General features: G+C 57.1%; 16 protein-coding genes. 9 read left to right on the forward strand and 7 right to left on the reverse strand.

Annotation, left to right across the window (positions count from 1 at the left end; all coding sequences use genetic code 11):
- From CA85_RS21480 to CA85_RS21490, 3 genes are all read right to left on the reverse strand, one after another.
- Nucleotides 1-856: hypothetical protein (locus CA85_RS21480; RefSeq protein ID WP_222435498.1), on the reverse strand; the 856-nt coding region annotated here is incomplete at its 3' end.
- A gap of 358 nt (nucleotides 857-1,214) precedes the next feature.
- Nucleotides 1,215-1,535 (reverse strand): hypothetical protein, encoded by a 321-nt coding sequence (locus CA85_RS21485; RefSeq protein WP_146393421.1) that lies wholly within the window; start codon nucleotides 1,533-1,535, stop codon nucleotides 1,215-1,217.
- A gap of 99 nt (nucleotides 1,536-1,634) precedes the next feature.
- Complete coding sequence (locus tag CA85_RS21490; RefSeq protein WP_146393422.1) at nucleotides 1,635-5,306, reverse strand: RHS repeat-associated core domain-containing protein; 3,672 nt, start codon at nucleotides 5,304-5,306, stop codon at nucleotides 1,635-1,637.
- Nucleotides 5,307-5,704: 398 nt separating this feature from the next.
- Here CA85_RS21490 and CA85_RS21495 point away from each other — a divergent pair, with 398 nt between their 5' ends.
- From CA85_RS21495 to CA85_RS21515, 5 genes are all read left to right on the forward strand, one after another.
- Nucleotides 5,705-7,366, forward strand: coding sequence for a transposase (locus CA85_RS21495; RefSeq protein WP_146393423.1), 1,662 nt, complete (start codon nucleotides 5,705-5,707; stop codon nucleotides 7,364-7,366).
- A 291-nt stretch (nucleotides 7,367-7,657) separates the two neighbouring features.
- Nucleotides 7,658-8,221 (forward strand): hypothetical protein, encoded by a 564-nt coding sequence (locus CA85_RS21500; RefSeq protein WP_146393424.1) that lies wholly within the window; start codon nucleotides 7,658-7,660, stop codon nucleotides 8,219-8,221.
- Between the two features lie 260 nt (nucleotides 8,222-8,481).
- Nucleotides 8,482-9,708: a DDE-type integrase/transposase/recombinase gene (locus CA85_RS21505; RefSeq protein WP_146393425.1), complete on the forward strand. Its 1,227-nt coding sequence runs from the start codon at nucleotides 8,482-8,484 to the stop codon at nucleotides 9,706-9,708.
- 53 nt (nucleotides 9,709-9,761) lie between these two features.
- On the forward strand, nucleotides 9,762-10,565 hold the full coding sequence (locus tag CA85_RS21510) for an AAA family ATPase (protein ID WP_146393426.1): 804 nt from the start codon (nucleotides 9,762-9,764) through the stop codon (nucleotides 10,563-10,565).
- 54 nt (nucleotides 10,566-10,619) lie between these two features.
- A complete protein-coding gene (locus CA85_RS21515) occupies nucleotides 10,620-10,940 on the forward strand; it encodes a hypothetical protein (protein WP_146393427.1) in 321 nt (106 codons plus the stop codon).
- A 216-nt stretch (nucleotides 10,941-11,156) separates the two neighbouring features.
- On the opposite strand, the gene CA85_RS21520 is transcribed toward CA85_RS21515, so the two are convergent.
- Nucleotides 11,157-11,756 (reverse strand): RHS repeat-associated core domain-containing protein, encoded by a 600-nt coding sequence (locus CA85_RS21520; protein ID WP_146393428.1) that lies wholly within the window; start codon nucleotides 11,754-11,756, stop codon nucleotides 11,157-11,159.
- A 568-nt stretch (nucleotides 11,757-12,324) separates the two neighbouring features.
- Here CA85_RS21520 and hemW point away from each other — a divergent pair.
- The 4 genes from hemW to CA85_RS21540 all read left to right on the forward strand — a co-directional run bounded on the left by hemW (nucleotide 12,325) and on the right by CA85_RS21540 (nucleotide 17,593).
- Nucleotides 12,325-13,587: a radical SAM family heme chaperone HemW gene (hemW, locus tag CA85_RS21525; RefSeq protein WP_146393429.1), complete on the forward strand. Its 1,263-nt coding sequence runs from the start codon at nucleotides 12,325-12,327 to the stop codon at nucleotides 13,585-13,587.
- Between the two features lie 101 nt (nucleotides 13,588-13,688).
- Nucleotides 13,689-15,734, forward strand: a complete 2,046-nt coding sequence (gene metG, locus CA85_RS21530) for a methionine--tRNA ligase (RefSeq protein ID WP_146393465.1) — start codon at nucleotides 13,689-13,691, stop codon at nucleotides 15,732-15,734.
- A gap of 42 nt (nucleotides 15,735-15,776) precedes the next feature.
- Nucleotides 15,777-16,523 (forward strand): hypothetical protein, encoded by a 747-nt coding sequence (locus tag CA85_RS21535; protein ID WP_146393430.1) that lies wholly within the window; start codon nucleotides 15,777-15,779, stop codon nucleotides 16,521-16,523.
- Between the two features lie 32 nt (nucleotides 16,524-16,555).
- On the forward strand, nucleotides 16,556-17,593 hold the full coding sequence (locus CA85_RS21540; RefSeq protein ID WP_146393431.1) for a galactitol-1-phosphate 5-dehydrogenase: 1,038 nt from the start codon (nucleotides 16,556-16,558) through the stop codon (nucleotides 17,591-17,593).
- 45 nt (nucleotides 17,594-17,638) lie between these two features.
- On the opposite strand, the gene CA85_RS21545 is transcribed toward CA85_RS21540, so the two are convergent.
- The 3 genes from CA85_RS21545 to CA85_RS21555 all read right to left on the reverse strand — a co-directional run bounded on the left by CA85_RS21545 (nucleotide 17,639) and on the right by CA85_RS21555 (nucleotide 21,699).
- A complete protein-coding gene (locus CA85_RS21545; protein ID WP_146393432.1) occupies nucleotides 17,639-18,436 on the reverse strand; it encodes a transglutaminase domain-containing protein in 798 nt (265 codons plus the stop codon).
- 800 nt (nucleotides 18,437-19,236) lie between these two features.
- On the reverse strand, nucleotides 19,237-20,352 hold the full coding sequence (locus CA85_RS21550) for a DinB family protein (RefSeq protein WP_146393433.1): 1,116 nt from the start codon (nucleotides 20,350-20,352) through the stop codon (nucleotides 19,237-19,239).
- Nucleotides 20,353-20,715: 363 nt separating this feature from the next.
- A complete protein-coding gene (locus tag CA85_RS21555) occupies nucleotides 20,716-21,699 on the reverse strand; it encodes an acyl-CoA desaturase (protein WP_246113062.1) in 984 nt (327 codons plus the stop codon).
- Nucleotides 21,700-21,949: the final 250 nt, after the last annotated feature.

Below are 21,949 nucleotides of genomic sequence, written 5' to 3' on the forward strand. Positions count from 1 at the left end.
TCGCCCAGATGTCGCTCGGCGTGTTGCTGATGTCCGTGATCTCGTTGACTTCGTTCGCAGTGCGCGTCTGATTGAAATCCCAAGTCCCGTCACCGTTCTTATCCTGCCGGAACTCTTTCCAATTACCTGTCGGGTCGAGCGTCCAGCACTGAGCGGCGTCGAGCGAAGTGAGCGCGGTGTGCGTGCCATTGAGCTGGCCACGTTGAGCGGACTGCAGGCGGTTGAGTCCGTCGTATTGATACAGCCAATCGTGTTCCCGGTTGGGATCCGACGGGTTCTCTCGCCAAGTGCGGTTACTGGCCCGATCATAGCCATATTCGATCCGGGATAGGTCGGTGCCTGCCGAGACATCTCGCCAGCGGACATCCTTTACCCGACCAAAGCGATCTAGACCGCTGTAGATGTCGCCAGTGTCGGGGTCGGTCGACAGGGTTGGCGAGACCAGGGTGTAACGGAGATCGGCCTGGGTGCTGTCCTGTTGGACGAAGGTGCCAAAACCCAAGTATTCGTAGGCGGCTAAGACGGTGGAATCATCATCGATCAGGCTGGACACCTGGTTCAGTTTATCGGTGATCGAGCCGCTGCTGCCGTAGTCGAGCGTGACTTCTCGCCCGTTGGGATAGAGCGTGGCGGTGGGACGCAGCACGTTCCCGCTGCCATCGGTGTACGACCGTCCCACGCTGGGTGTCGAGGCGGGGTTGACCGCGCCGCTGTGCGACTGGAACGTTTTCGTCACTTGTCCGAACCCATCGAACTGCCGGGTGATTTGATTCTCGATCGATCCGCTACCGACCGATGCATTATTATAACAGGTCACCGCCGAGACATTCCCGCGAACATCGTAGGTTTGCTCCACCCGGCGGATCGCTCCGTCGCCTGCACTTCGTACGCGACGCCCGCTCGCGGCTCACTGGATCAAGGATGGAACCAACCGGCGGTCGACTTGCAACCTGAAACGCAGGCCTGACCCCCGGCGCAGCCGTTCCCTCGCACTCCAGTGCAGTGCGTGGAAATCCACCTAATCGGTACCGGACACCTTAATCTTTTTCGGTACCGGACACCTTAATCTTTTTCGCCGCAATCGCATCAACCCGCGAGTCATCAAACGCAGAATGTCCAAATGGAACAAATGCCGCCCCGAACACCGCAAGCAACCACCGTTGACGAAACTCTTTGAGGATACAGTAGTTATGCTTCGTTGAACGGTATTGGGTCTAATCGGTGACGGGCATCTTAATCTTCGCGATGATCTCTTTTCCTAGCTTTGCGTTGCCACCCAGATACCTGTAACCATCGAAAGAAAACTCAATTTCATCGCCCACGAACTTAAAGTCGACGACTGCCGAATTGCCCGCTGCAAATACCTTCAACGAGTACTCTGGATCTGATGTGAAACCGATGCCCAGTTCTTGATACGGCACAAAAGCGTCAATAACATCAGTTATTTTGTCGTACGGATATCCACTGAATTCTTCGCCCGTCGAAACATCCACAATCACAGCGTCCTGAACACGCGTGTGTTGGAGAACCTCCACACGAGAGCGTTCTTGATGACAACTCGGAATCAACGCAAGAACCAAGATCGCAAAACAATATCGCCAGGACATTGATTTAAACGTGTATATCACTTTGATTCACTCACCGCAGCAGGGGAAGTCAAAAGACTCTTTGAATGACTCGGAGTGCTCTCCAAAAATATTGAACGCAGCGGCACCAAATCGCTCAGTTAGAGGGTTTCTCTCATAGCACCTCTTGCGACAGTTAAACCACTTTATCGTATTCCGTTTGTGCCCGCGATCGCAATCGTCTAAGCACTTCTGATATTTGATTGGATCGTGTTCGTGGTACTCACCTCCAATGTCGAACGGGTTTGCAAAGCGGTCTCGATATTGAACATTGACCTTGCAACTTAGCGTCAACTGCTTGGTTGACTTTCCGTCTGAACAGCAGCTTCGCTGGACCGTGCAACTCCAACTGGCATCGGCCGCTCCAGTATTCAAAATATACTTGTCTTGAAAAAACGCCCAAATGCTTCCCTTTGGAACATTGAGGCCAAATCCTTTCATCCGCGTATTTCCATGGACTTGCACTGAGCTATTGCAAGCTCCCACGCTGTCAAAAGCGGACTTCCTCGCCATACCGCGCAGAGCTCCCATCGCATTAGATGAGCCCGCGATAAACACCGACATATCTTCCGCATCAACGCTGTACGGCCTGCCCCCACCAAAATAGTAATGCCAAGCAAACTTTGGGAAATCCCAAAGATCAGAAACTCCCATCTCGCCACTTGGCAGAGCACCCGAAACAAGTCCGCCTGGATCAACTCGATTTGACGGTTGATTCTGCACATATACGTACTGGGAAGGACCGTCCATGTACCCGATTGGATCTCTGGAGCTAAACCTGCCTAGTTGAGCGTCGTACCAGCGGTTGCGGAAGTAGTACAACCCTGCATCCGGTGTCCACTCGCGACTGGTATACGTGTAGTGGACGCCGTAGGTGCTAACCGCTCGCGGCGCGAAGTTGGCCTCGAAGACGCCTAGGTTACCGTACGGGTCGTACTCGTAGCGTTCTTGCACGCTACCCGAATCACTCACTATCGCAGTCGTGTTCCAGTTCGCGTCAGCTAAATAAAACATTCGCTCGCCCAAGATCCCGCCCGAGGGCGAGATGTCGCGATCGCGGAGCACGAGGTCGTCGATGTAACGCATCCCCCAAACGTATTGGCGGCGTGGAGTGTTCGAGGTGTCGACGTGTTCCTCGACACACTGCCAGGCGTCGGTGAAGTAGTAGTCTCGGGTACGTGCCAGTATTCCTGAAGCGTACTCCTTCGCGACGATTCGGAAATTACGACCGTCGAATTGATTCTCTAAGAGGACGTTGGAGGTGTCGTTGTCGACGAGCCGGGTCATGCGGTTCCAAGCATCGTACGTCGCGGTCATGCTGGCACCTGGCCCCAGGTCGGGACGGGGCTGAACGAGCGAGTTGCCATTGGGGTCGTAGGTGGGCGTCGCCCACGCGGCACCGGTCGTGTTGGCGATGCCTGTGATCTCGTTGACGGCATTGGCGGTGCGAGTTTGAACCAAGTCCGCGGTGCCGTCGGCGTTGTCGTCTTGTTGGAACTCTTTCCAATTGCCCGTCGGATCCAGTGACCAGCACTGGCTGAACTGATCGTTGATCAGCGCAGTATGCTCCGAGTTCAAATGGCCGCGTTCTGCCGATGACAGGCGATGCAGTCCATCGTAAGCGTACAGCCAGTCGTGTTCCCGGTTGGGGTCCGATGGGTTTTCTCTCCAGGTGCGGTTACTCGCCCGGTCATAGCCATACTCGATCCGCGATAGGTCCGTTCCTGCCGAGACGTCGCGCCAGCGAACGTCCTTCACCCGTCCAAAGCGATCCAGGCCGCTGTAGATATCGCCGGTGTCTGGGTCGGTCGACAGGGTTGGCGAGATGAGCGTGTAGCGGAGGTCGGGTTGAGGACTGGTTTGTTGGACGAACGTGGAGAGACCCATGTATTCGTACTCAGCCAACACGATGGAATCATCGTCGATCAAGCTGGACACTTGGTTAAACTTGTCGGTGATGGAACCTGTCGTACCGTAGTTGCGCGTGATGGTTCGTCCGTTGGGGTACGTGATCGATGTGGGGCGAATCGTGTTGGCACTGCCATCAGTATAGTTCATTTTGACGCTGGGCGTCGCGGAAGGGTGGACCGTGTCATGATGTGCCTGGCCGGAATCGATCGACTGACTGAAATCGTTGAATTCAAAGGTGACTTCATTGACGACGCTACCGCTGCCGACTGCGGCATTATCAAAAGACGTGATTCGCACGGTGTTACTGCGGACGTCATATGCCCGTTCGATCCGTCGCACGCTACCATCGACGCCCGCGCCGAGCGTGGTCACGCGGTCTTGGGTGGGACGGCCCAGTGCGTCTCGTTCGAATTGCCGGACGGTGCCATTTTGATCGGTGAGCGATGTTTTCTCCGACTGCCGGTTGTAGGTGTGCGTGATTCGGTCCGCAGGGCCCGCTGAATCAGGATAAATCTCTTGGCTCAGTAGGTGGCTCGTGGCGATCGCCGATGTCGCCAGAGTTGTGCCGTGGATGTACTGCGTAACTTGGTCTCCGGTTTCCGCGTTGACTGCGGTGATCGTCTCTGTATTTCCATCGGGGGTGTAGGTCGTGAGGACCGTTTGATTGACATCGTTCGATGGCGCGCAGGATGTGCTGCTCGATGGCGTGCCGGGGGAGGCGACGTAGTTGTTAATCAACTCCACGTCACGTCCCGCATCGTCTTGATTTACTCGCATGACTTTGCCGGCGGGGTCGGTAGTGTCTCGCAAATCCCCGGCAGGGCTGAACGCTTGCCGCGACACTAGCACGGTATCGCTCGATGCGGGAATGGTGGCCGAACGTATGAACCCAGCACCGCCGGCGGTGCCGTATGCCGCGCCTGCGATCGTTCGACCGATGGGGTCCGGGTACGTTGCGGTGTACATGACGCGGGCATTGGGCGTGAGCGAAGGCGAACCGAGTGCACCGGCCTGGCTGGCCGGAGCGTTGTGGTATCGATCTCGCTGGGTCGTTTGAATCACGTTGCCCGCGTCATCCTGGGCCGTTTCCACTTGTTGCAAGACCACATCGCCGGCCACGGTGAACACATCCGCGTAACTCGAATCATCGCCGAAACCGGTGTACGTCGCTGTGTTCCACCCCAAGCCATTGAAAGTTCGCTTGGTGAAGGCTTCGCCACCGCCCGCGGGGAGCGTCTTGACTTGGTTGCCGACCGCGTCGAACCAAGTGTTATCGGTTAGGCTGTTGCCAACCGTGCCGGTGCTGGGGTCGACCGCATAGCGAATCGACTGATACGCGCGGCGACGGTTATCAAACCGAGTCTCGCGGCGAGAGATCAGATTGCCGGACGCGGAGGTGTCGTAGCCATCAACGCGAATGACTTGGTTGAGGTTGTCATACGTGCGCCGCGTGAAGCGATCCAGCTCTCCATTGATGTCCGTTTGTCGATTCCGCCAGTCGTAGACGAAGTCGGTGGCGCGCGTGTTCAGCGCATCGACGAAGTCGACCGAGCGGGTGAGATTGCCATCGCCACCGTCGTCGCCTCCATCATAGATCAAGGATTGAACTGGAACCATGTTATTGCCCATCGCACCGCCGCCGGTGGGGTCGCTATCGGTCGCGCCGTTGTCGTTGGTGCCGATGAACATACCGGTGGTTTGGCCACGCGCGTCAAATGTCGTCAGCGTGATCGTCCCTCCCGGCGAGACGCTGCGATTGCGCCGCCGCATCAAGTCATAGCCGTAGGTCGTTTGATCGTAATTATCGCCGCTCAGCCCTGGGCCCGTGGCGGGGATGCTGTGGTAGACACGAACGGACGACAGCAGGCAGCAATCGGTGTATTGTTGAGTCGTCAGGCGTGTGTAGGACGACTGCGAGAACGTGTCGCTGGGCTGGAGTTTTCCAGACGTCGTGGGACGGATCGCTTGAATCTGCTCGGTGACGTTGCCGCGTGAACGCTAGAAAAGGGCCACCCATAAAGTAGGAGCTAGAAAAGGGCCACCCATAAAGTAGGCAGCATCCATGGACACGCGTGACAAAAGTCGATCATTGGTTTCGGTGACTTTGGGCTTGGTCTCGGTCGATTTTGCGTTAGGATTTCGGCTGTTCTTTGGCCCGGAGTCCTATCGTGCGATATCAACAAGACCCTTCGCAAACGGAGCTGTTCGACTTTTACGAGCAGATTCTTTCCCCCGTCGGTTACCGTAGACTGCTCAACGGTTGGCAGCATCTCTTTCGCACAGCCATCCTCCGACTGATGCCTGTGGGACGCTTAGCCGAGCGTTTTGATCCCGCCATCGGGCGACCTACCAAGGAACTCTACTCAGTCGCCGCCTTGCTCTTTGTGATGGAATTCCGTGATTGGACCCACCAAGAAGCGGCCGACGCTTACATGTTCAACGTGGACGTTCAGTACGCATTGAACCTTCGACCGGAGAACCAGAGCCTGTGTCGTCGCACCATCGAGCGTTACATTGAGCTCTTTCGAGAAGATGAATTGGCAGCGGACATCATGAACGATGTTACCGCCGAATTGGTCAAACTGCTTGAACTGGACGTCTCCAAGCAGCGACTCGATTCGACACACATCGAATCAAACATGGCCAAATTCGGACGCATCAGATTGATGGTCACCGCGATCAAACGTTTCTTGACTCAAATCAAACGGCACGATGAAGGAAGCTATAACGCCCTGCCGCGAAGCGTTCGAGATCGCTACGAAGCCGGTGCAAACGCCTTGTTCGGCTGGAAGAAACTTGAGGATGACGAGATCGACACCCTTCGTCAGAGCGTGGCCGAGGACTTGCTGTACTTGGTCGAGCGTTACCGACGCAACCGGAAGCATCATCAACGATCGACCTACCTAGCGATGGCCAAAATCCTGGAGCAGCAGTGCGAGATCACTGACGGAACAGTCGAGCTGAAGAAGAATACCGGCGGAGACGTGATCTGCAACTCCTCTGATGTCGATGCGACCTTTGACGGACACAAGGGCAGCGGCTACCAGGTTCAGTTGAGTGAGACCTACAGCAGCGAAAATTGCGTTCAGTTGATCGTCGCCGCACATGTCGAAACGGCCTGCACCCACGACAGCCACGCCATCGGCTGGCTCCTGGATCACTATCAATCGCAAGGCGGATCGATGCCACAGACGCTGCTTGCCGATACGGCCTATGGCAGTGACGACAACTTCCAGAAGTGTGCCAACGGAGCAAGTTGGACCAGTCCGCTGAAACCGGATCATGAAGCGACCTCTGCTCCCGTGGTCAAGCTTGTCAGTCCCACCAGCGGAAAGGTCAGCGAAGCGGAAACCCTATCACCGAATGCTTCGAAACCACTGACGACTCTGGACTTCCCCTATGATGCGTCGGTGAATCGCTTCACGCATTGCCCCGCTGGCAAGGAACTCCATCGAGCCCACTACCGTAAGATGCATGACCAACATCACTTGCTGATGCTCAGCGATGATTGCCGCAGTTGTCCGTTGCGGTCGCGTTGTCCGATGCAAGGCGACCCGATGCTTTATGACATGCGGATTGATGGGAAAGACTTGCGTTTGGCCCAGCGGCGTCAGGCCGAGGAGACCGATACGTTTCGCCGGGAGTACCGCAAACGAGGCGGCATTGAGGCGACCAACAGCATCCTGAAACGCGTGACGGGCCTGAGTCGCCTGCGGGTTCGCGGTCGGCCCGCAATGACAACGAGTACCCTGCTGAAAGTCGCCGGTTGGAATGTCCTTCAGGCTACCCGCGGGCACCGATCGCGGCAAAAATCGCTCTCCGCAGCTTAGGTGTTACCGACCTCGCTCTGATCGCATTTGACGGTCTTTTTCTGCCGAATTGTTGTCGTAGTCACGGACTGTTCTTACACCGGTAATTCGGTAGGCAGCAGCCCGCCGCCTGCAGACCAGAGCCTCGCCCCCCGCGTCTCTCGCAACCCGCCCCCTTCAACTAAATCGTACCCCGCCTCTCCCCCGCCCCCAGACTTGCTTTTCAGGCAGTCGGTTCGCGTTCGTTCGAATCCGTGATTCGACCGACTATCCTGCTGGACTTTTCCTCTCCAAGTTCAGGAGCCAGCGCCCGTGCGAGCCAGAATCTTCCGCTCTCAAACAGAGCGTGACGAGTTCCTGCTGAACCTCAAACTCACCCAGTGCCCCCACTGCAAGAAAGTCGGCACACTTAATCGTCATGGGGCCTTGCGCGGATACGACGAGAACAACGTCCGCCACAAATCCATTCGGGCACGAAGGGTCTTCTGTAGCAACCGAAATCAAGCCGCCGGATGTGGACGCACCTTCAGCGCGTGGATCGCTGACAAGGTCAAACGGCTCTTTCTTAGTGCCGAGCAACTCTGGACATTTCTCAACGAAGCTGCCGCGAACGGCAACAAACGCAAAGCATTCAAAAAGCTCAATAGCAGCATGAGCGATTCGGCACCCTATCGAATTTGGAAACGATTGCAGAATGCACAGTCCTCCATTCGGACCACGCTGTCGACCATGTGCCCGCCGTCAAAAATCGATGGCTCACAGCCCAGCAACACGCCCGCTGAGAGCACACTCGCTCATCTGATCAAAGCCTTCACTGGCCACGGGCTCAATCCCATCGCCGCCTTCCAGCTCACGCTGCAGGCCTTCTTCATCTGACCCGCCGCGAGCCGCACCTAGGCAAGCCGATCTGGCCCGTGATCGCACGGCAACTTGTCGATCCTGGCCAGCATCATCTGCCTCGGGTGGTCGATTTGCCATCGTGCCTCACGCTTGGAAATTCTTTCTTTCTGCTCGACAACACAACCCGACGATAGATCCACCGCCGACCGCGCTTAGACTCGCCAGCGAATCGAATTCATGAATCGATTTCACTTCAGTCAACAGTCACTCGTCAATCAAACCCAGCGGAGCGGTCCATGAAACGACCATCGGTCTACGTCAAAATGAAAGTCCTCGGAGCGATTGAGGTCGCCGCCGGAAGAACACGTCACGAGAGAATCCACAGCGTCGCCGCCATGACGTTTCTCGATGAGCAGGGAGACCAACATCAGTTCACCTGGCGGACCATCCAAACCTGGTACTACCGTTACAAGAACCACGGTGTCACCGGCATGGACGCCTCGCCGCGAGCCGACAAAGGACGGACACGCAAGGTCACACCCGAAGAGGTTCTCGAAGCGATCAACACCGCGCTGCCGCACTTTGTTTCTGCGAAAACGGGGCACAAGAGGACGCCCACCAAGTCAGCCGTCTATCGGTTCTGCATTGAAAAGGGACTCCTGCACGCCAGCCAGATCGCTCTGACCACGTTCTGCCGGTTCGTCCGCGAGTACGAATTACTCAAGGACGATCCAGGCGAAAACCGACGCCGGCTCGCCTTCAGCATGCAGTACGCCAATCAACTTTGGCAGGCGGACACGATGTTCGGACCGCACATCGGTGGCCGGCAAGCCAAGCTGATCGCGCTGATCGATGACGCCAGTCGTGTGATCTGTCATGGTGAGTTCTTCTTCGAGGAGAACACCGATTCGATGATCAAGGCTCTTCGCTCGGCCTTCTACAAACGAGGCTTGCCCGAACAGTTATACGTCGACAACGGTTCGATCTATTGCAGCCAAGAGATCACGCTGATTGCGGCGCGCGTGGGCTGCATCCTTCGTCACACGGCGGTGCGAGATGCGGCGGCGAAAGGGAAAGTCGAGCGATTCTTTCGCCGCGTGCGTGATCAATTTCTGATCCGCAAACTCGACCTCACTTCGATCGAGGCACTCAACAAACAGTTCACGCACTGGGTCGAACATGACTACAACGCCACCGTGCACACCACCCTCGGGATGAAGCCGATCGATCGCTTCGGTGTGGACCTTTCTCGGATCCGGTTTCTCTCACCGTCGGAGGATACTGACGAGCTGTTCTACGCCGAGGCGATGCGCAGTGTCAAAAAGGACAACACGTTCAGCTTCCAAGGCGAGCGTTACGAAACTCCGATCGACTTGCGTGGCAAGAAGGTCACGCTGCGGCATGAGCGACATCACAAAGGCGCAGTCGTCGTCTACGAAAACGATCGACGCATCGGCAAGGCGAGACTGCTCGATGCCGTCGCCAACGGCATGAAACGCAGAACATCAGCCGAAGAGCGTTAGCTCACGGTTCTCTCATCTTCTTCATCCTTCCTCCTTCACCACTCAAACTTCCCATGATCCGTTCTTACTTCGGCTTGTCCGAAAACCCCTTCGCGCTACGCGACATCCAACTTCTACAACATCAGCAGGAAATCTATGACACGCTGCGAGTCCACTGCCAACAAGGCGGTCTGTGTCTGGTCGTCGGCAGACCCGGCACCGGCAAATCCGTCATCAAAGAATCACTCAAAAAACTTCCCGAGAAAGAGTACTTGGTCGCCACGGTCGCACGGACGCTGCACACTTACACCAACACGGTAAAAATCCTCTGCGAAGCGTTTCGGATTGAGTTTGAAAGCTCGGCGTTCAAGTGCGAACGCAAGCTGATCCAGCAAGCCTTCAGCCTGAATCGCAGTGGCAAGATGCTTGTCACGGTGATCGACGATGCCCATCTGATGGCGATGGAGAACCTTCGTCGATTGCGACTGCTGCTGGAAGATTTCCCGAAGAATCACAACCTGATTCTGGTGGGCCAGCCGGAGTTGCTCGCCGATCTGGACTTGGCGGTCAACTTAGATCTGAAAAGCCGGGTGACATATTCGGTCATCACCAAGCGGTTGCACGACGATGTGATGCGCGCGTTCATCGAGCGTGAACTCGATTCGATCGGCCTCGCACATAGCACATTCACCTCCGGGGCAACCGAGTTGATTATCCGCAGTGCCGATGGGGTCTTGCGCAAGTGCCGCAACCTGTGCCTAGCGTCGATGCTCGAAGCGGTCCGCGCGACAGCTGGCACGACGATCGACATCGACTTGGTCAATCGCGTGTTACTTCAGCCGCACTGGCAAAACGAAGTCGACCTGACGGATTTTTAAGCCTCAAAAGATGCTCTTGTTACAAACCCCTACTTCTAACTCCAAACTCCTGTTATGAAAATCACCAAGGAAATACTCCGCGCGATTCGCAACGATCTACCGATGAAACTGACGATCGTTCGGCTCGGCCAGCACGGTCCGATTGCGAAACAAAGCGATGGCTACTTCCGCTTTGCATGCCCATCGTGCAAAGAACTTCGAGCGACGGTGAACCCGAAGAACAATCTCGCCCATTGTTTTAGCTGCGGCGAGAATTTTAATAACATCGACCTGATGATGGTGCAGGGTCACGACTTCTTGCCGGCGGTCGACATCCTGAGCAACTGGCTAGTGCAATACCAACGGGACCTCAGCCAGAGGAAGTCCTCAGCCTAATCGATCAAGCCGATCCGATCTCTACAGACAACCTCGATCAGTGCGACCGCTTTGCCGAAGCGATCGCGCTTTTTTCATGCGCTGAGCGCACACGAATCCGAGCACAACAGGGTCGAGCCACGACTCGGTCGCTCCCATCGCAAAACCCACAAACGGGCTCTCCAAAATACTCAGCAATTCGGCAAAACGACCAATTCGGGCCTCAAATCCATACAGTCATAATTTGGCAGAAAGTGCGACCGCAATTCGGTCGGTAACAGGGTCTCTGGAGCTAAACCTACCCAGTTGCGCGTCGTACCAGCGGTTCCTGAAGTAGTACAGCCCGGCATCCGGCGTCCACTCGCGGCTAGTATAAGTGTAGTGAACCCCATAGGTGCTAACAGCCCGTGGCGTGAAGTTGGCCTCGAAGATGCTCAGGTTGCCGTAGGGGCCGTATTCGTAGCGTTCTTGCACACTACCCGAATCGCTCACTACCGCCGTCGTGTTCCAGTTCGCATCGGCCAGGTAGTACAGTCGCTCACTCAAGAGTCCTCCCGACGGCGAGATGTCCCGGTCTCGGAGTACGAGATCGTCGATGTACCGCATGCCCCACACGTAGTGGCGCCGTGGTGTATTGGAGGTGTCGACGCGTTCCTCCACACACTGCCAGGCGTCGGTGAAGTAGTAGTCACGCGTCCGAGCGAGCGTTCCCGACGTGTACTCCTTGGCAACCACGCGGAAGTTGCGGCCGTCATACTGATTTTCGAGGAGCACGTTCGAAGTTGCGTCATCGACCAGCTTCGTCATCCGGTTCCAGGCGTCGAACGTCGCTGTCATCGTCGCGTCGGTGCCCAGGTCCGGACGCGGGTTCGTTGTCGTGTTACCGTTCCTGTCGTAAACGGGGGTCGCCCAGATGTCGCTCGGCGTGTTGCTGATGTCCGTGATCTCGTTGACTTCGTTCGCAGTGCGCGTCTGATTGAAATCCCAAGTCCCGTCACCGTTCTTATCCTGCCGGAACTCTTTCCAATTACCGAATCATCGACGGCATCCTTGCTTGTGTTGAGATTTTTGTGAAGAAAAACCACGATGCAACAAGGATGCCGTTCTTCGCTAGCTCAAAATTGTTTCACGCCAGATTCGCCCTAAGTCCACGCCATTCGAGCTCGGCTCCGTTTCTCCCGGCAGTGCCAGTCTAACATTGATAATCACATCCCACAAATAAATCCTTGGATACGGGAGCCATGCCTTGAAAACCTCGGGCGCACGCTTCCGTCGGATGAGCCACCTTTCTTGACCGAAACCCTAGCATCTGCCTATCCGTTGGCGGCTTCGGGTCAGGCGTTCCCGTCTGGCAGCCATCACCGACCTCCTTGACATCTGATTTGGTACGGACGAACCTGCGATCATGGAAAAAACGAGTGATTTCGACCCTTCTTTAGCCGCTGATCCGCCCGGCGGTTGGCCGGTACCGAAGTCGCTGTATCTGCATGTCCCCTTTTGCCGGCATCGCTGTGGGTACTGCAATTTCAGCGTGTTGGCTGGTCGAGATGATCTGCAAGATCGATTTTTGGACGCCGTCGAGAGAGAGCTTTCGGAGCTCCAGGGGCGGCGTGGAGAACTGGGGGAAGATCGTGGGGAGGCTCGCGACGGGCGGAGCCGTCGGTCGACAATGACAATGACCATGGCGCCGATTGAGCTCGATACGCTGTACTTGGGCGGCGGGACGCCGACTCAACTGACGCCGCCCCGCCTGCGGCGGCTCTTTCACATTCTGTCCGAGCGAGTGTCGCTCGCCGAGGACGCCGAGTTCACCTGTGAAGCCAATCCGGAGGACTTGACGACGGAGACGCTCACAGGGCTCGTCGAGGGCGGAGTGAATCGGCTTAGCCTGGGCGTCCAGTCCTTTGACGATGCCAAACTCGAGACACTGCAGCGGAGCCACAGTGGGGAGGAAGCGGTTACCGCGATCCGGCGTGCCGGCGAGTCCATCGGAAATATCTCGATCGATTTGATCTTCGCCGCCCCCGGCGAGACCTCCCCGGCCTGGCAACGGGACCTCGATACCGCCTGCGAACTTCCTATCGAGCACATCTCGACGTATTCATTGACCTATGAAAAGGGAACCGAGTTCTGGTCTCGGCGACGGCAAGGGACGCTGCAACCGGTCAGCGAGGATACCGACATCGAGATGTATCACGCCTCCCGGCAGACACTCACTGCGGCGGGTTTTCAACAGTATGAGATCAGTAGTTTTGCCAAGCAGGGAGCCCGCAGTCGCCACAACTCTGTGTATTGGAACGGCCACGGTTGGTACGCCGTCGGACCGTCAGCAGCCCGGTTTGTTGATGGATGGCGTGACGTGAATCATCGCAGCCCGACGACATATCTCAAACAGGTGCTCGCGCAGGGATCGGCGGTTGCCGAGCGTGAACGCATTGAGCTGGACCAACATGCCCGTGAAATTGCTGCCTTTGGAATCCGCCAGATCGACGGTATCGATCTCCAGGAAATTAACCGGCGGGTGGGATACGACTTCGCGGCCACGATCGATGAGGTTGTCGATCGATTTGTGAAAACCGATACCCTAATTCGCTGTGGGCACCACATTCGATTGACCGAACAGGGGCTGTTATTCGCCGATATGGTGGAGTCGCAAATACTGGACTGAATTGCCCGTCCTGGTCGATTCCCGGCGACTTTGCAAGAATGCCTGTTGCCGTTTTCTCCATCCTCCCGTTTGCCTTGTTTGTTGAGACTGCGTTACTGCTCATGTCGCGTCGCCTACTCGTTACCGCTGCGTTACCCTACGCCAATGGCCCCATTCATATCGGGCATCTCGTCGAGTATTTGCAAACCGATATCTGGGTGCGTTTTCAGAAGCTGCGCGGACATCGCTGTTTGTATATCTGTGCTGACGACACCCATGGCACGGCGATCATGATCCGGGCCCGAAAAGAGGGACGCAGCGAACTCGACCTGATTGCAGAGATGAGCGAATCGCACCAGCGAGATTTTGCTGGGTTTGGGATCGAGTTTGATCACTACGGCAGCACCCATAGTGATGAAAACCAAGCGATCTGTGGCGAATTCTGGCAGGCGCTGCGGTCGCAAGACCTGGTCGTCGAGAGAATCGTTCAGCAGCTCTTCGATCCCGAAGCGGAAACCTTTCTCGCTGACCGGTTCGTCCGTGGCACCTGCCCCAAATGTGGCCGGACCGACCAGGCGGGTGACAACTGCACCTGCGGCCACACCTACGCCCCCACGGACCTGATCGATCCCATCAGCACGCTCAGCGGCGCCACGCCCGTCCTCAAAGAGGCACCGCACCTGTTCGTGCAATTGGAAAAACTCCATGGCTTCCTCCAGGAATGGGTGGCGACGTCGGGTGCGCTGCAGAGCGAGACCGCCAACTACCTCCAGGGGCATTTTCTTGCCGAGGAGTTGCGGGATTGGGACGTCAGTCGCCCGGCACCCTACTTCGGCTTTGAAATCCCCGATTCACCCGGCAATTACTGGTACGTTTGGTTTGATGCACCGATCGGATACATCGCCAGCACCCAGCAGTGGTGCCAACGAAACGGTGAACAACTCGCTGATTGGTGGAAGAGCGATGATTGCGAAGTGCACCACTTCATCGGCAAAGACATCACCTATTTCCATACCCTGTTTTGGCCAGGGATGCTCAAGACGGCTGGCTATTCGCTGCCGACCAAGGTCCATATCCATGGTTTCCTGAACGTCAACGGCACGAAAATGTCCAAGCGTGATGGCACGCTGGTCAAAGCGGAAACGTTCTTGAAGCACGTCGATCCCAAGGCGCTGCGTTATTTCTATGCGTCGAAACTTTCGTCTCGTGTGGAAGACTTGGATCTCTCGATCTCGGAATTTGTCGACAAAGTGAATTCGGATTTGGTCGGCAAGGTCGTCAATCTCGCCAGCCGAGTGGGCAAATTCGCCCATCGAACGGGACTCTCCGATTCGTATCCGGAGGATGGTGGATTGTTCGCCAAAGCGGCGGCGCAGGGCGAGGCGATCGCCGAAGCCTACGAGCAGTGCGAGTACGCCCGGGCAATGCGGCTGATCATGGAATTGGCCGACGCGGCGAATCCCTTTGTTGAACACGCACGCCCTTGGGAAATGAACAAAGACGAAAGCCGGCAGGATGAACTGCGGGATGTTTGCACGGTGGCCCTGAACCTATTTCGCCAGCTCGCCGTCTATCTCGCCCCTGTCCTGCCGTCGCTGGCCGATTCCTGTGGGGAACTGCTCGGCGACAAACTCGTTTCTTGGGACCAAAGCCAAACGCCGCTGGTCGGTTCCAGCGTCGGTAAATTCACTCGCATGATGGACCGAGTCCAAATTGAGGATCTAGAAAAGATGATCGAAGAAAGCAAAGTAGAAGCGGCAGCAGATGCCGAGGCCACCGGTTTAGCGACACCGACCTTCCAGGACAGCGACCAACCGCTCAAGGATGAACCACTGGCCGACGAGATCACGATTGATGACTTCATGAAAGTCGATTTGCGAGTGGCGCGAGTGATCACTGCGGAACAGGTTCCCGAAGCAAACAAATTGCTCAAACTCACCCTCGGGCTCGGTGGCGATGAAACCCGCCAGGTCTTCGCAGGGATCAAAGCCGCCTACGATCCGGACCAACTCGTCGGCCGCATGGTCGTGATGGTCGCCAACCTCAAACCACGCAAAATGCGTTTTGGCATGAGCGAGGGCATGGTCGCTGCATCCGGCCCAGGAGGCGCTGACGTGTTTATCTTGAGTGTCGACGAAGGAGCTTTGCCCGGGCAACGGGTTCACTAAGCATCGTTCTTAACCCAATGAGCCCGCTGGGCGCCAACTCACGTGACCACGACTCCCCACCACATCGCGATCGTCCACAGCGACTTTGATCCTGGCAGCGTCACTGACACAGTCCGCAGCCATGTCGAATGCTTGTGTTCCGCCAACCACCAGGACGCCGACACGATCGGCAAGGTTGTGTTGCTCTCGGGCAACCGCGTGGCTGGCCTCAATCATGCCACGTTTGACGGTACCGAGACGATCCAAATCGGTGGTCTCGATGACGATCGGCCAGTCGAGCCTTTACCGCCCGAATCGACCGGCGGACTCAAAGGATTTCGCCGGGCCGCGTCTGGTCACGCCTCGCTGACGGGCCGCAATCTCTTCGAGCGAGTTGACGGGGCACTGCGCCGAGCGGGGATGCAGCCGGGTAACTGCGTGGTCCATTGGCACAATGCGAGTCTTGGCAGGAATGCCGCCATCCCCTTTGCCGTCGCCCATCTCGCCAACGCAGGATGGTGTTTGCTGCTGCAGATCCACGATCTCGAGGCAGATCAAAAGCCCGAGAACATCCGTCATCTACTCAAGCAAACCGGAGCCACGCGGGCGGCGACGCTCGATGCGATCCGATATCCCGTTCATGAGAATATTGCCTACGCTCATTCAATTGCCACCGGTAAGGAACCGCCCGAGCAATACGCTATGATGACCTCATGGCTGGCATCGATCCCCAGCATCGAGCGTTTTCCGCCCGGCGATCGGGCCGAACGCGAAGCGGCAGTGGACGACGTTTTGCGTGCTACCATCTGAATCAAGCCTCCCTTCCCCAATCGAGACCAATCATGAAAGCGCTCTTGCTGACCGAATACCAAAAGATGCAGCACACCGATGTGGATGAACCGGTCGTCGGTGATGACGACGTTCTGATTCAGGTCGAAGCTTGCGGAATCTGCGGCAGTGACATCCATGGCTACGACGGCAGTACCGGCCGCCGCATCCCGCCGCTGGTCATGGGGCACGAGGCCGCCGGGACGGTCGTCGAGTGTGGCGCCAACGTGACGGATCTCGAGACCGGGGCGCGGGTGACGTTCGATTCGATGGTCTCCTGCGGACAATGCCACTTCTGCCGTGACGGGCATCAAAACCTCTGCGACAACCGCATGGTGCTCGGGGTTTCCTGTGGTGAGTATCGGCGGCACGGCGCGTTCGCCCAGCGGATCTCGGTCCCTCGCCGGATCGTCTATGAGCTGCCTGAGTCGCTGCCATTTGAACACGCGGCGCTCGTGGAAGCGGTCAGTGTTGCCGTCCATGCGGTCGCCGTGACACCGATTCGTCTCGGCGACACAGTCGTCGTCGTTGGTGCCGGCATGATCGGACTGCTAACCTTGCAAGCCGCACGCGCTGCGGGGGCGACTCGCATCATCGCGGTCGATTTGAACGACAAGCGACTCGAGACGGCCCGCCAACTCGGTGCCACGGACATTCTTCGTGGCGACCAAGTCGATGTGCCCGCGGCGGTCCGCGATTTGACGAGCGGACGCGGAGCCGATGTGGCCTTCGAAGTCGTCGGGGCAACCCCGACGATCCAAACCGCGATCGAGTCAGTGCGCAAAGGCGGTTCGGTGACTCTCGTCGGCAACGTGGCGCCCACCATTGAACTGCCACTGCAATCGGTCGTCACACGAGAGATTCGCCTGCAAGGCACCTGCGGGTGCAACGGCGAGTACCCGCAGTGCATCGACCTGATGAACCGGGGCGTGATCAATGTGGAGCCCTTGATCACAGCCAAAATTTCACTCGCCGACGGTCCCAAATGGTTCGAACGTCTCTACGCCGGTGATCCCGAACAGATGAAAGTCGTGATCTGCCCGAACGGGTGAACACAGAGCTGACCTCGATGACGAAATGCGGCGCAGATGGTCCTATCAAAAACGCGGGGCGGGTCGTCGTTCGACAGTGACCTCCATGCGAAGCAATTCAACCGGGGCCCCGAACTGCGTGTAGATAGCGACATCCGCTGCATCACGACCATATGCGATTGCCACGCGCCCTCCCTGTAGGTCGCTCTGCGTTGGATCAAAGGTAAACCACCTTCCTCCCAGATAGGCCTCAAACCACGCATGCAGATCCATTGGTTCTAGATTCTCGAGATAACCGACGACCATCCGAGCGGGAATTGAAAGCGCCCGACAACAGGCAATGCCTAGATGAGCCATGTCTCGGCAGACAGCGTGCGTCTGTTCGTTGACCTCGCCAGCACTGATGATCTGCTGGCCGGATCCTGGCGTGTATCGCTTTGTCCGGCGAATGTAGTCGACGATTGCCGCACATTGATCGTACCCAGGCGCCCAACCGGATCCAATGGACGACGCCATTTCGGTGAAGCGATCGGATTCGCAAAATCGACTGGGCAGCAAGAATGGTATCGTCTCGTCAGGCAAATGCTGCACCTCAACAAAGGGAGCGCCCGGAGCAGTATCGGAAGCTTCAGCAGATTCCACATCCACGGACGTGTGGACGGAGAATCGCCCAGCTGGTGCCACCAACCGCTGGCAAAGATTGCCAAACGGGTCGGTGAACTCAACCGCCGATACACTCGGCGAGAGAACGTACTGTTCGCGTCCAACCCACTGCTGCCATCCGCTGCGCGGTCGCAGCATGAACAAGAACGGAGTGGCAACCGGAATCTGAAAGTCAAGCGAACAGCTTGTGTGCATCCACATGAAAAGGCTCTTGCTGTCAGAAGACATTACTGGAAATTAACATCGCCGAAGACAGCGAATTCATTCTCGCTCTGACAAATCGGGGCAACACGTTCCTTATTGCTCGACCTGAACCGGAACTCTCGGCTGCTTCGCAATCATACTCGACTCACGCATTGTAATTGCATTTGTTCGTGGTCGATAATGGATCCAACCCTTGGTACGGCGATTTGAGTTGAAGCACGATGTCATCCGTGGAATTTCGTCTGCGGTCACGGGGAACGGAGAGAGGGCCTCCCATTGATCCAATTCTATGAGCCGTGCTTCGCGTGCACGGCATCGTCATTTGACCGTCGTGGTACACCAGAGTCTAGCCAGCCCAAGACTAGGTCGCAGGCGTGAAGCAATGGGTACCACGGCTTGGATCTCCTTTCCTCGAAGATGCGTTCGATCCGCCGGGAGAACTCCAACGGTACCGGATGTTCAAACCACGTACCCTCGCGTTCGGGAGTTTCGTACAGCGGGTTCTTTCCGGCGTTTAGTACAATACAAGCGACATGCGAGTAGTGATCCGAGGTTGCTTTCGCATAAGCGAGAGCGTCCAGTTCTGACTCGAACGGAATTGCTGATATCGCGTGCGGTTTGCGAATTTGCAGATGGGGGCGAAGACGGTTTAACAAGATGCCAGTGGATGCATCAATGTGAACAACCGAGAAGCACGGGGCTCGGTACCGTGCAGTCTGCTCACGCCTGCTGAACGATCGCCGGTCGGCACCCGCTGAGTGCTGGGAGGCTGGGTTCATGCCGCGAGCCATGTTTCGTCACTCCTCCGGCCAGCCCGCTAGCTCAAACTTCTTGATCGTGTTGGCGGTGTGTTCTTGGTAGTGTCTGTCCATCTGTACCAGCAACGCTCTCAGTGATGGCCAGCGGCTTCCCGGGGCTTTCTCGTCGGCTTTCATGCCATCGAGGAGGTAGGCGAACCGGCGACAAAATTCACTGACCCGTTGCATCTGCCGGGCTTCCTCGGCTCCGTCCCATTGCGGGTGGGCGAACTCGTAGTCCGCCGGCATCTGCTTGGGATTCAAGTTCATCACTGGGATTTCTGCATCGAACGCATGATAAATCTGCGAGAAGAACTGCAGCTGCCGCCCCATCATGTGCTCCACATTCCAGCGTGGAGTGTGGGTGCCGTTGGCGGGTTGAAAGTTCAGCTGTGCTGCCGAGAGTTCGGCGAATACCTTCTGGGAATCGCTGCAGGCGCCTTCCATGTTGTCAAACAAAGTTGTGAGGTCTGCGGGCATCTCCCACGGCGTGTGACTCAGCAGGATCGTCTTGGTCGCTTCTTCATCACGATCGGCCGCAGAGACCGCGAGCGTGTTGTGATCGAGCACTTCACTGCTGTTCTGTTGCGACTGAGCGATCATCAACGGGACGACGTAGCGTGGGTGCAAGAACTGCTGAGTCGACGCGGTTGGCTCGCTGGTCAGCTGGGCGGCGGAAGCATCGGTGATCACCAGCACGTCCACTTTCATCTCGCCGGGTACCTCGGATGCTTGCCATTGACGGGTCGCGATGATCACGCAGACACCATCGACATTGATTTGCAAAGCGTTCTTGTCAATCGATTGGACGAACAGCGCGTTCGGGTCGTCGGCGTCGTAATCGCTTGCAGCGATCCATTCAGGTGCGGCTTGGTTGGGCGGCCGCGAAAGTATGTGATCGGTCGCATCGGTGATCTTGACCACGCGATCAGCCTCCGCCGAGAGGTCGGCGTCTGGCGTCCCGCCGGAGCTGACGATCACGTGCAACCCCCACTGTGTTTCGATGGAGACGATCCCGTCGTCCCAGGCTCGCACGGCAAGTGGGTCACCCTCGGCGGCGGATGCCTGACCGAGGAATAAGAAAATGATCAGAGGGCAGAGAAGAAGCCGGTTCATGGACGAGGCCTGGGTTCGCGGTGGAAGCTTTGTTGATGGATCAGCGATTCATTCTATCGGAAATGTCGCGTCTCCTGGCTCGCAGTCCAGCTGCACTTATCGTTGATGCATCCTGCGTTAGCAACGCACGATCAATCTCTGTCGTAGTGGACGAGGCGACGAGTCCAAAGCCGCAGGACTCGTCGCCTCCTGGTCATTACCCACAAAACCGGATCCCCTGTCAGCTTGTCTGATAGGGGAACGCGTGTCGATGGCGAGGTTTTCTAAATTCAAAACGTCGCCTCCCGTGTGACAAGCACACGGGGGAGCCAACTGGTGGGTAATCAACAGCTCGTCGCCCCGTCCACCACGAGATTTGCTGCTCTAGGGCGTCAACGTCTTGCCCGGCACACTGACTGCCTTGGGACGCTGTACGTTTTTGGCCAATCCGCACATCTCAAACAAGCGGATCACGCCCCAGGACATGTCGAACTCGTACCAGCGGTGGCCGTGACGGGCGGCGCGGGGGGCGGCATGGTGATTATTGTGCCAGCCTTCTCCATGGCTGATCAATGCGACCAACCAGTTGTTGGTGCTGTGGTCGCGGGTTTCGTAGTTGCGGTATCCAAAGACATGGCCGAGAGAATTAACCGACCAGGTACCGTGCAAAACAAAGACGGTGCGAACAGCGACCGCCCATACGGCCCAGCTCAAGTAGTAGCGTCCTGCCTCAGACCAATCCCCGCCGCTGACGATCAGCCCGAGCAGTCCACCGATCAGCGAGATGATGACCGCATGAGCGAGAAAGACGAAGAACCAGCCATCCTTGCGTTCGAGTTTCAGGTAGAAGGGGTCACGCAAGAGATCGCGAACATAGCGTTCATAGTGGCTCGTCCGATCGAGGTCGCGATGCCGGCAGACGACCCAGCCCATGTGCCCCCATAGGAAACTGGCGAGCGGCGAGTGAGGGTCGGGCTGGTGATCGGAATGCTGGTGATGCATGCGATGGATTGCCACCCACCGCGCGGGGCTGTCTTGCATATTGCACATCCCGCACACCGCCAGGGAATGTTCGAGCCACCTGGGGCAGGTGAACCCGCGATGGGTCAGCAGGCGATGATAGCCGATCGTGATCCCCATCATGCCGAAGAGGAAGTGTCCCGCGATACCTGCGATCAATCCCGACCAGGTAAACAGATAGCTGGCGAAGGGGGGCACGAAGGCGAGCAGGGCCACGACGTGCACGACCGTCAGCACGATCAAATACTTCCACATGATCTGCAGCGGCTCAGTCGCCTCGGGCCGCGGTAGCCGCTGGGGATCGTGACCGGAGAGCTTATCGTCTTGATAGAGCAGTTCGTCGCCCATCGGGTCGTACTGGGCAGCGGCCTGGTCGCCTGGAGAGCTACCGGACGGCGTCGATTTTGCAATCGGCCGGGAGTCGGGTGGCGTCAGTTCGGAGGTCGGCATCGGCAGCGTCTCAAACTCGAGTGGACGAGAAATAATAGCGGGTTGAAGAAATAGCGGCTTTCACCGCGTTTCTTGCCATCCCAATCTAGTCATCGGCAGCGACGAGGTCGAATCGAATTCAATTTTCCAATGCGCGGAATATCCGCAC

The sequence above is a fragment of the Allorhodopirellula solitaria genome, assembly GCF_007859855.1.
Taxonomy (GTDB): domain Bacteria; phylum Planctomycetota; class Planctomycetia; order Pirellulales; family Pirellulaceae; genus Rhodopirellula; species Rhodopirellula solitaria.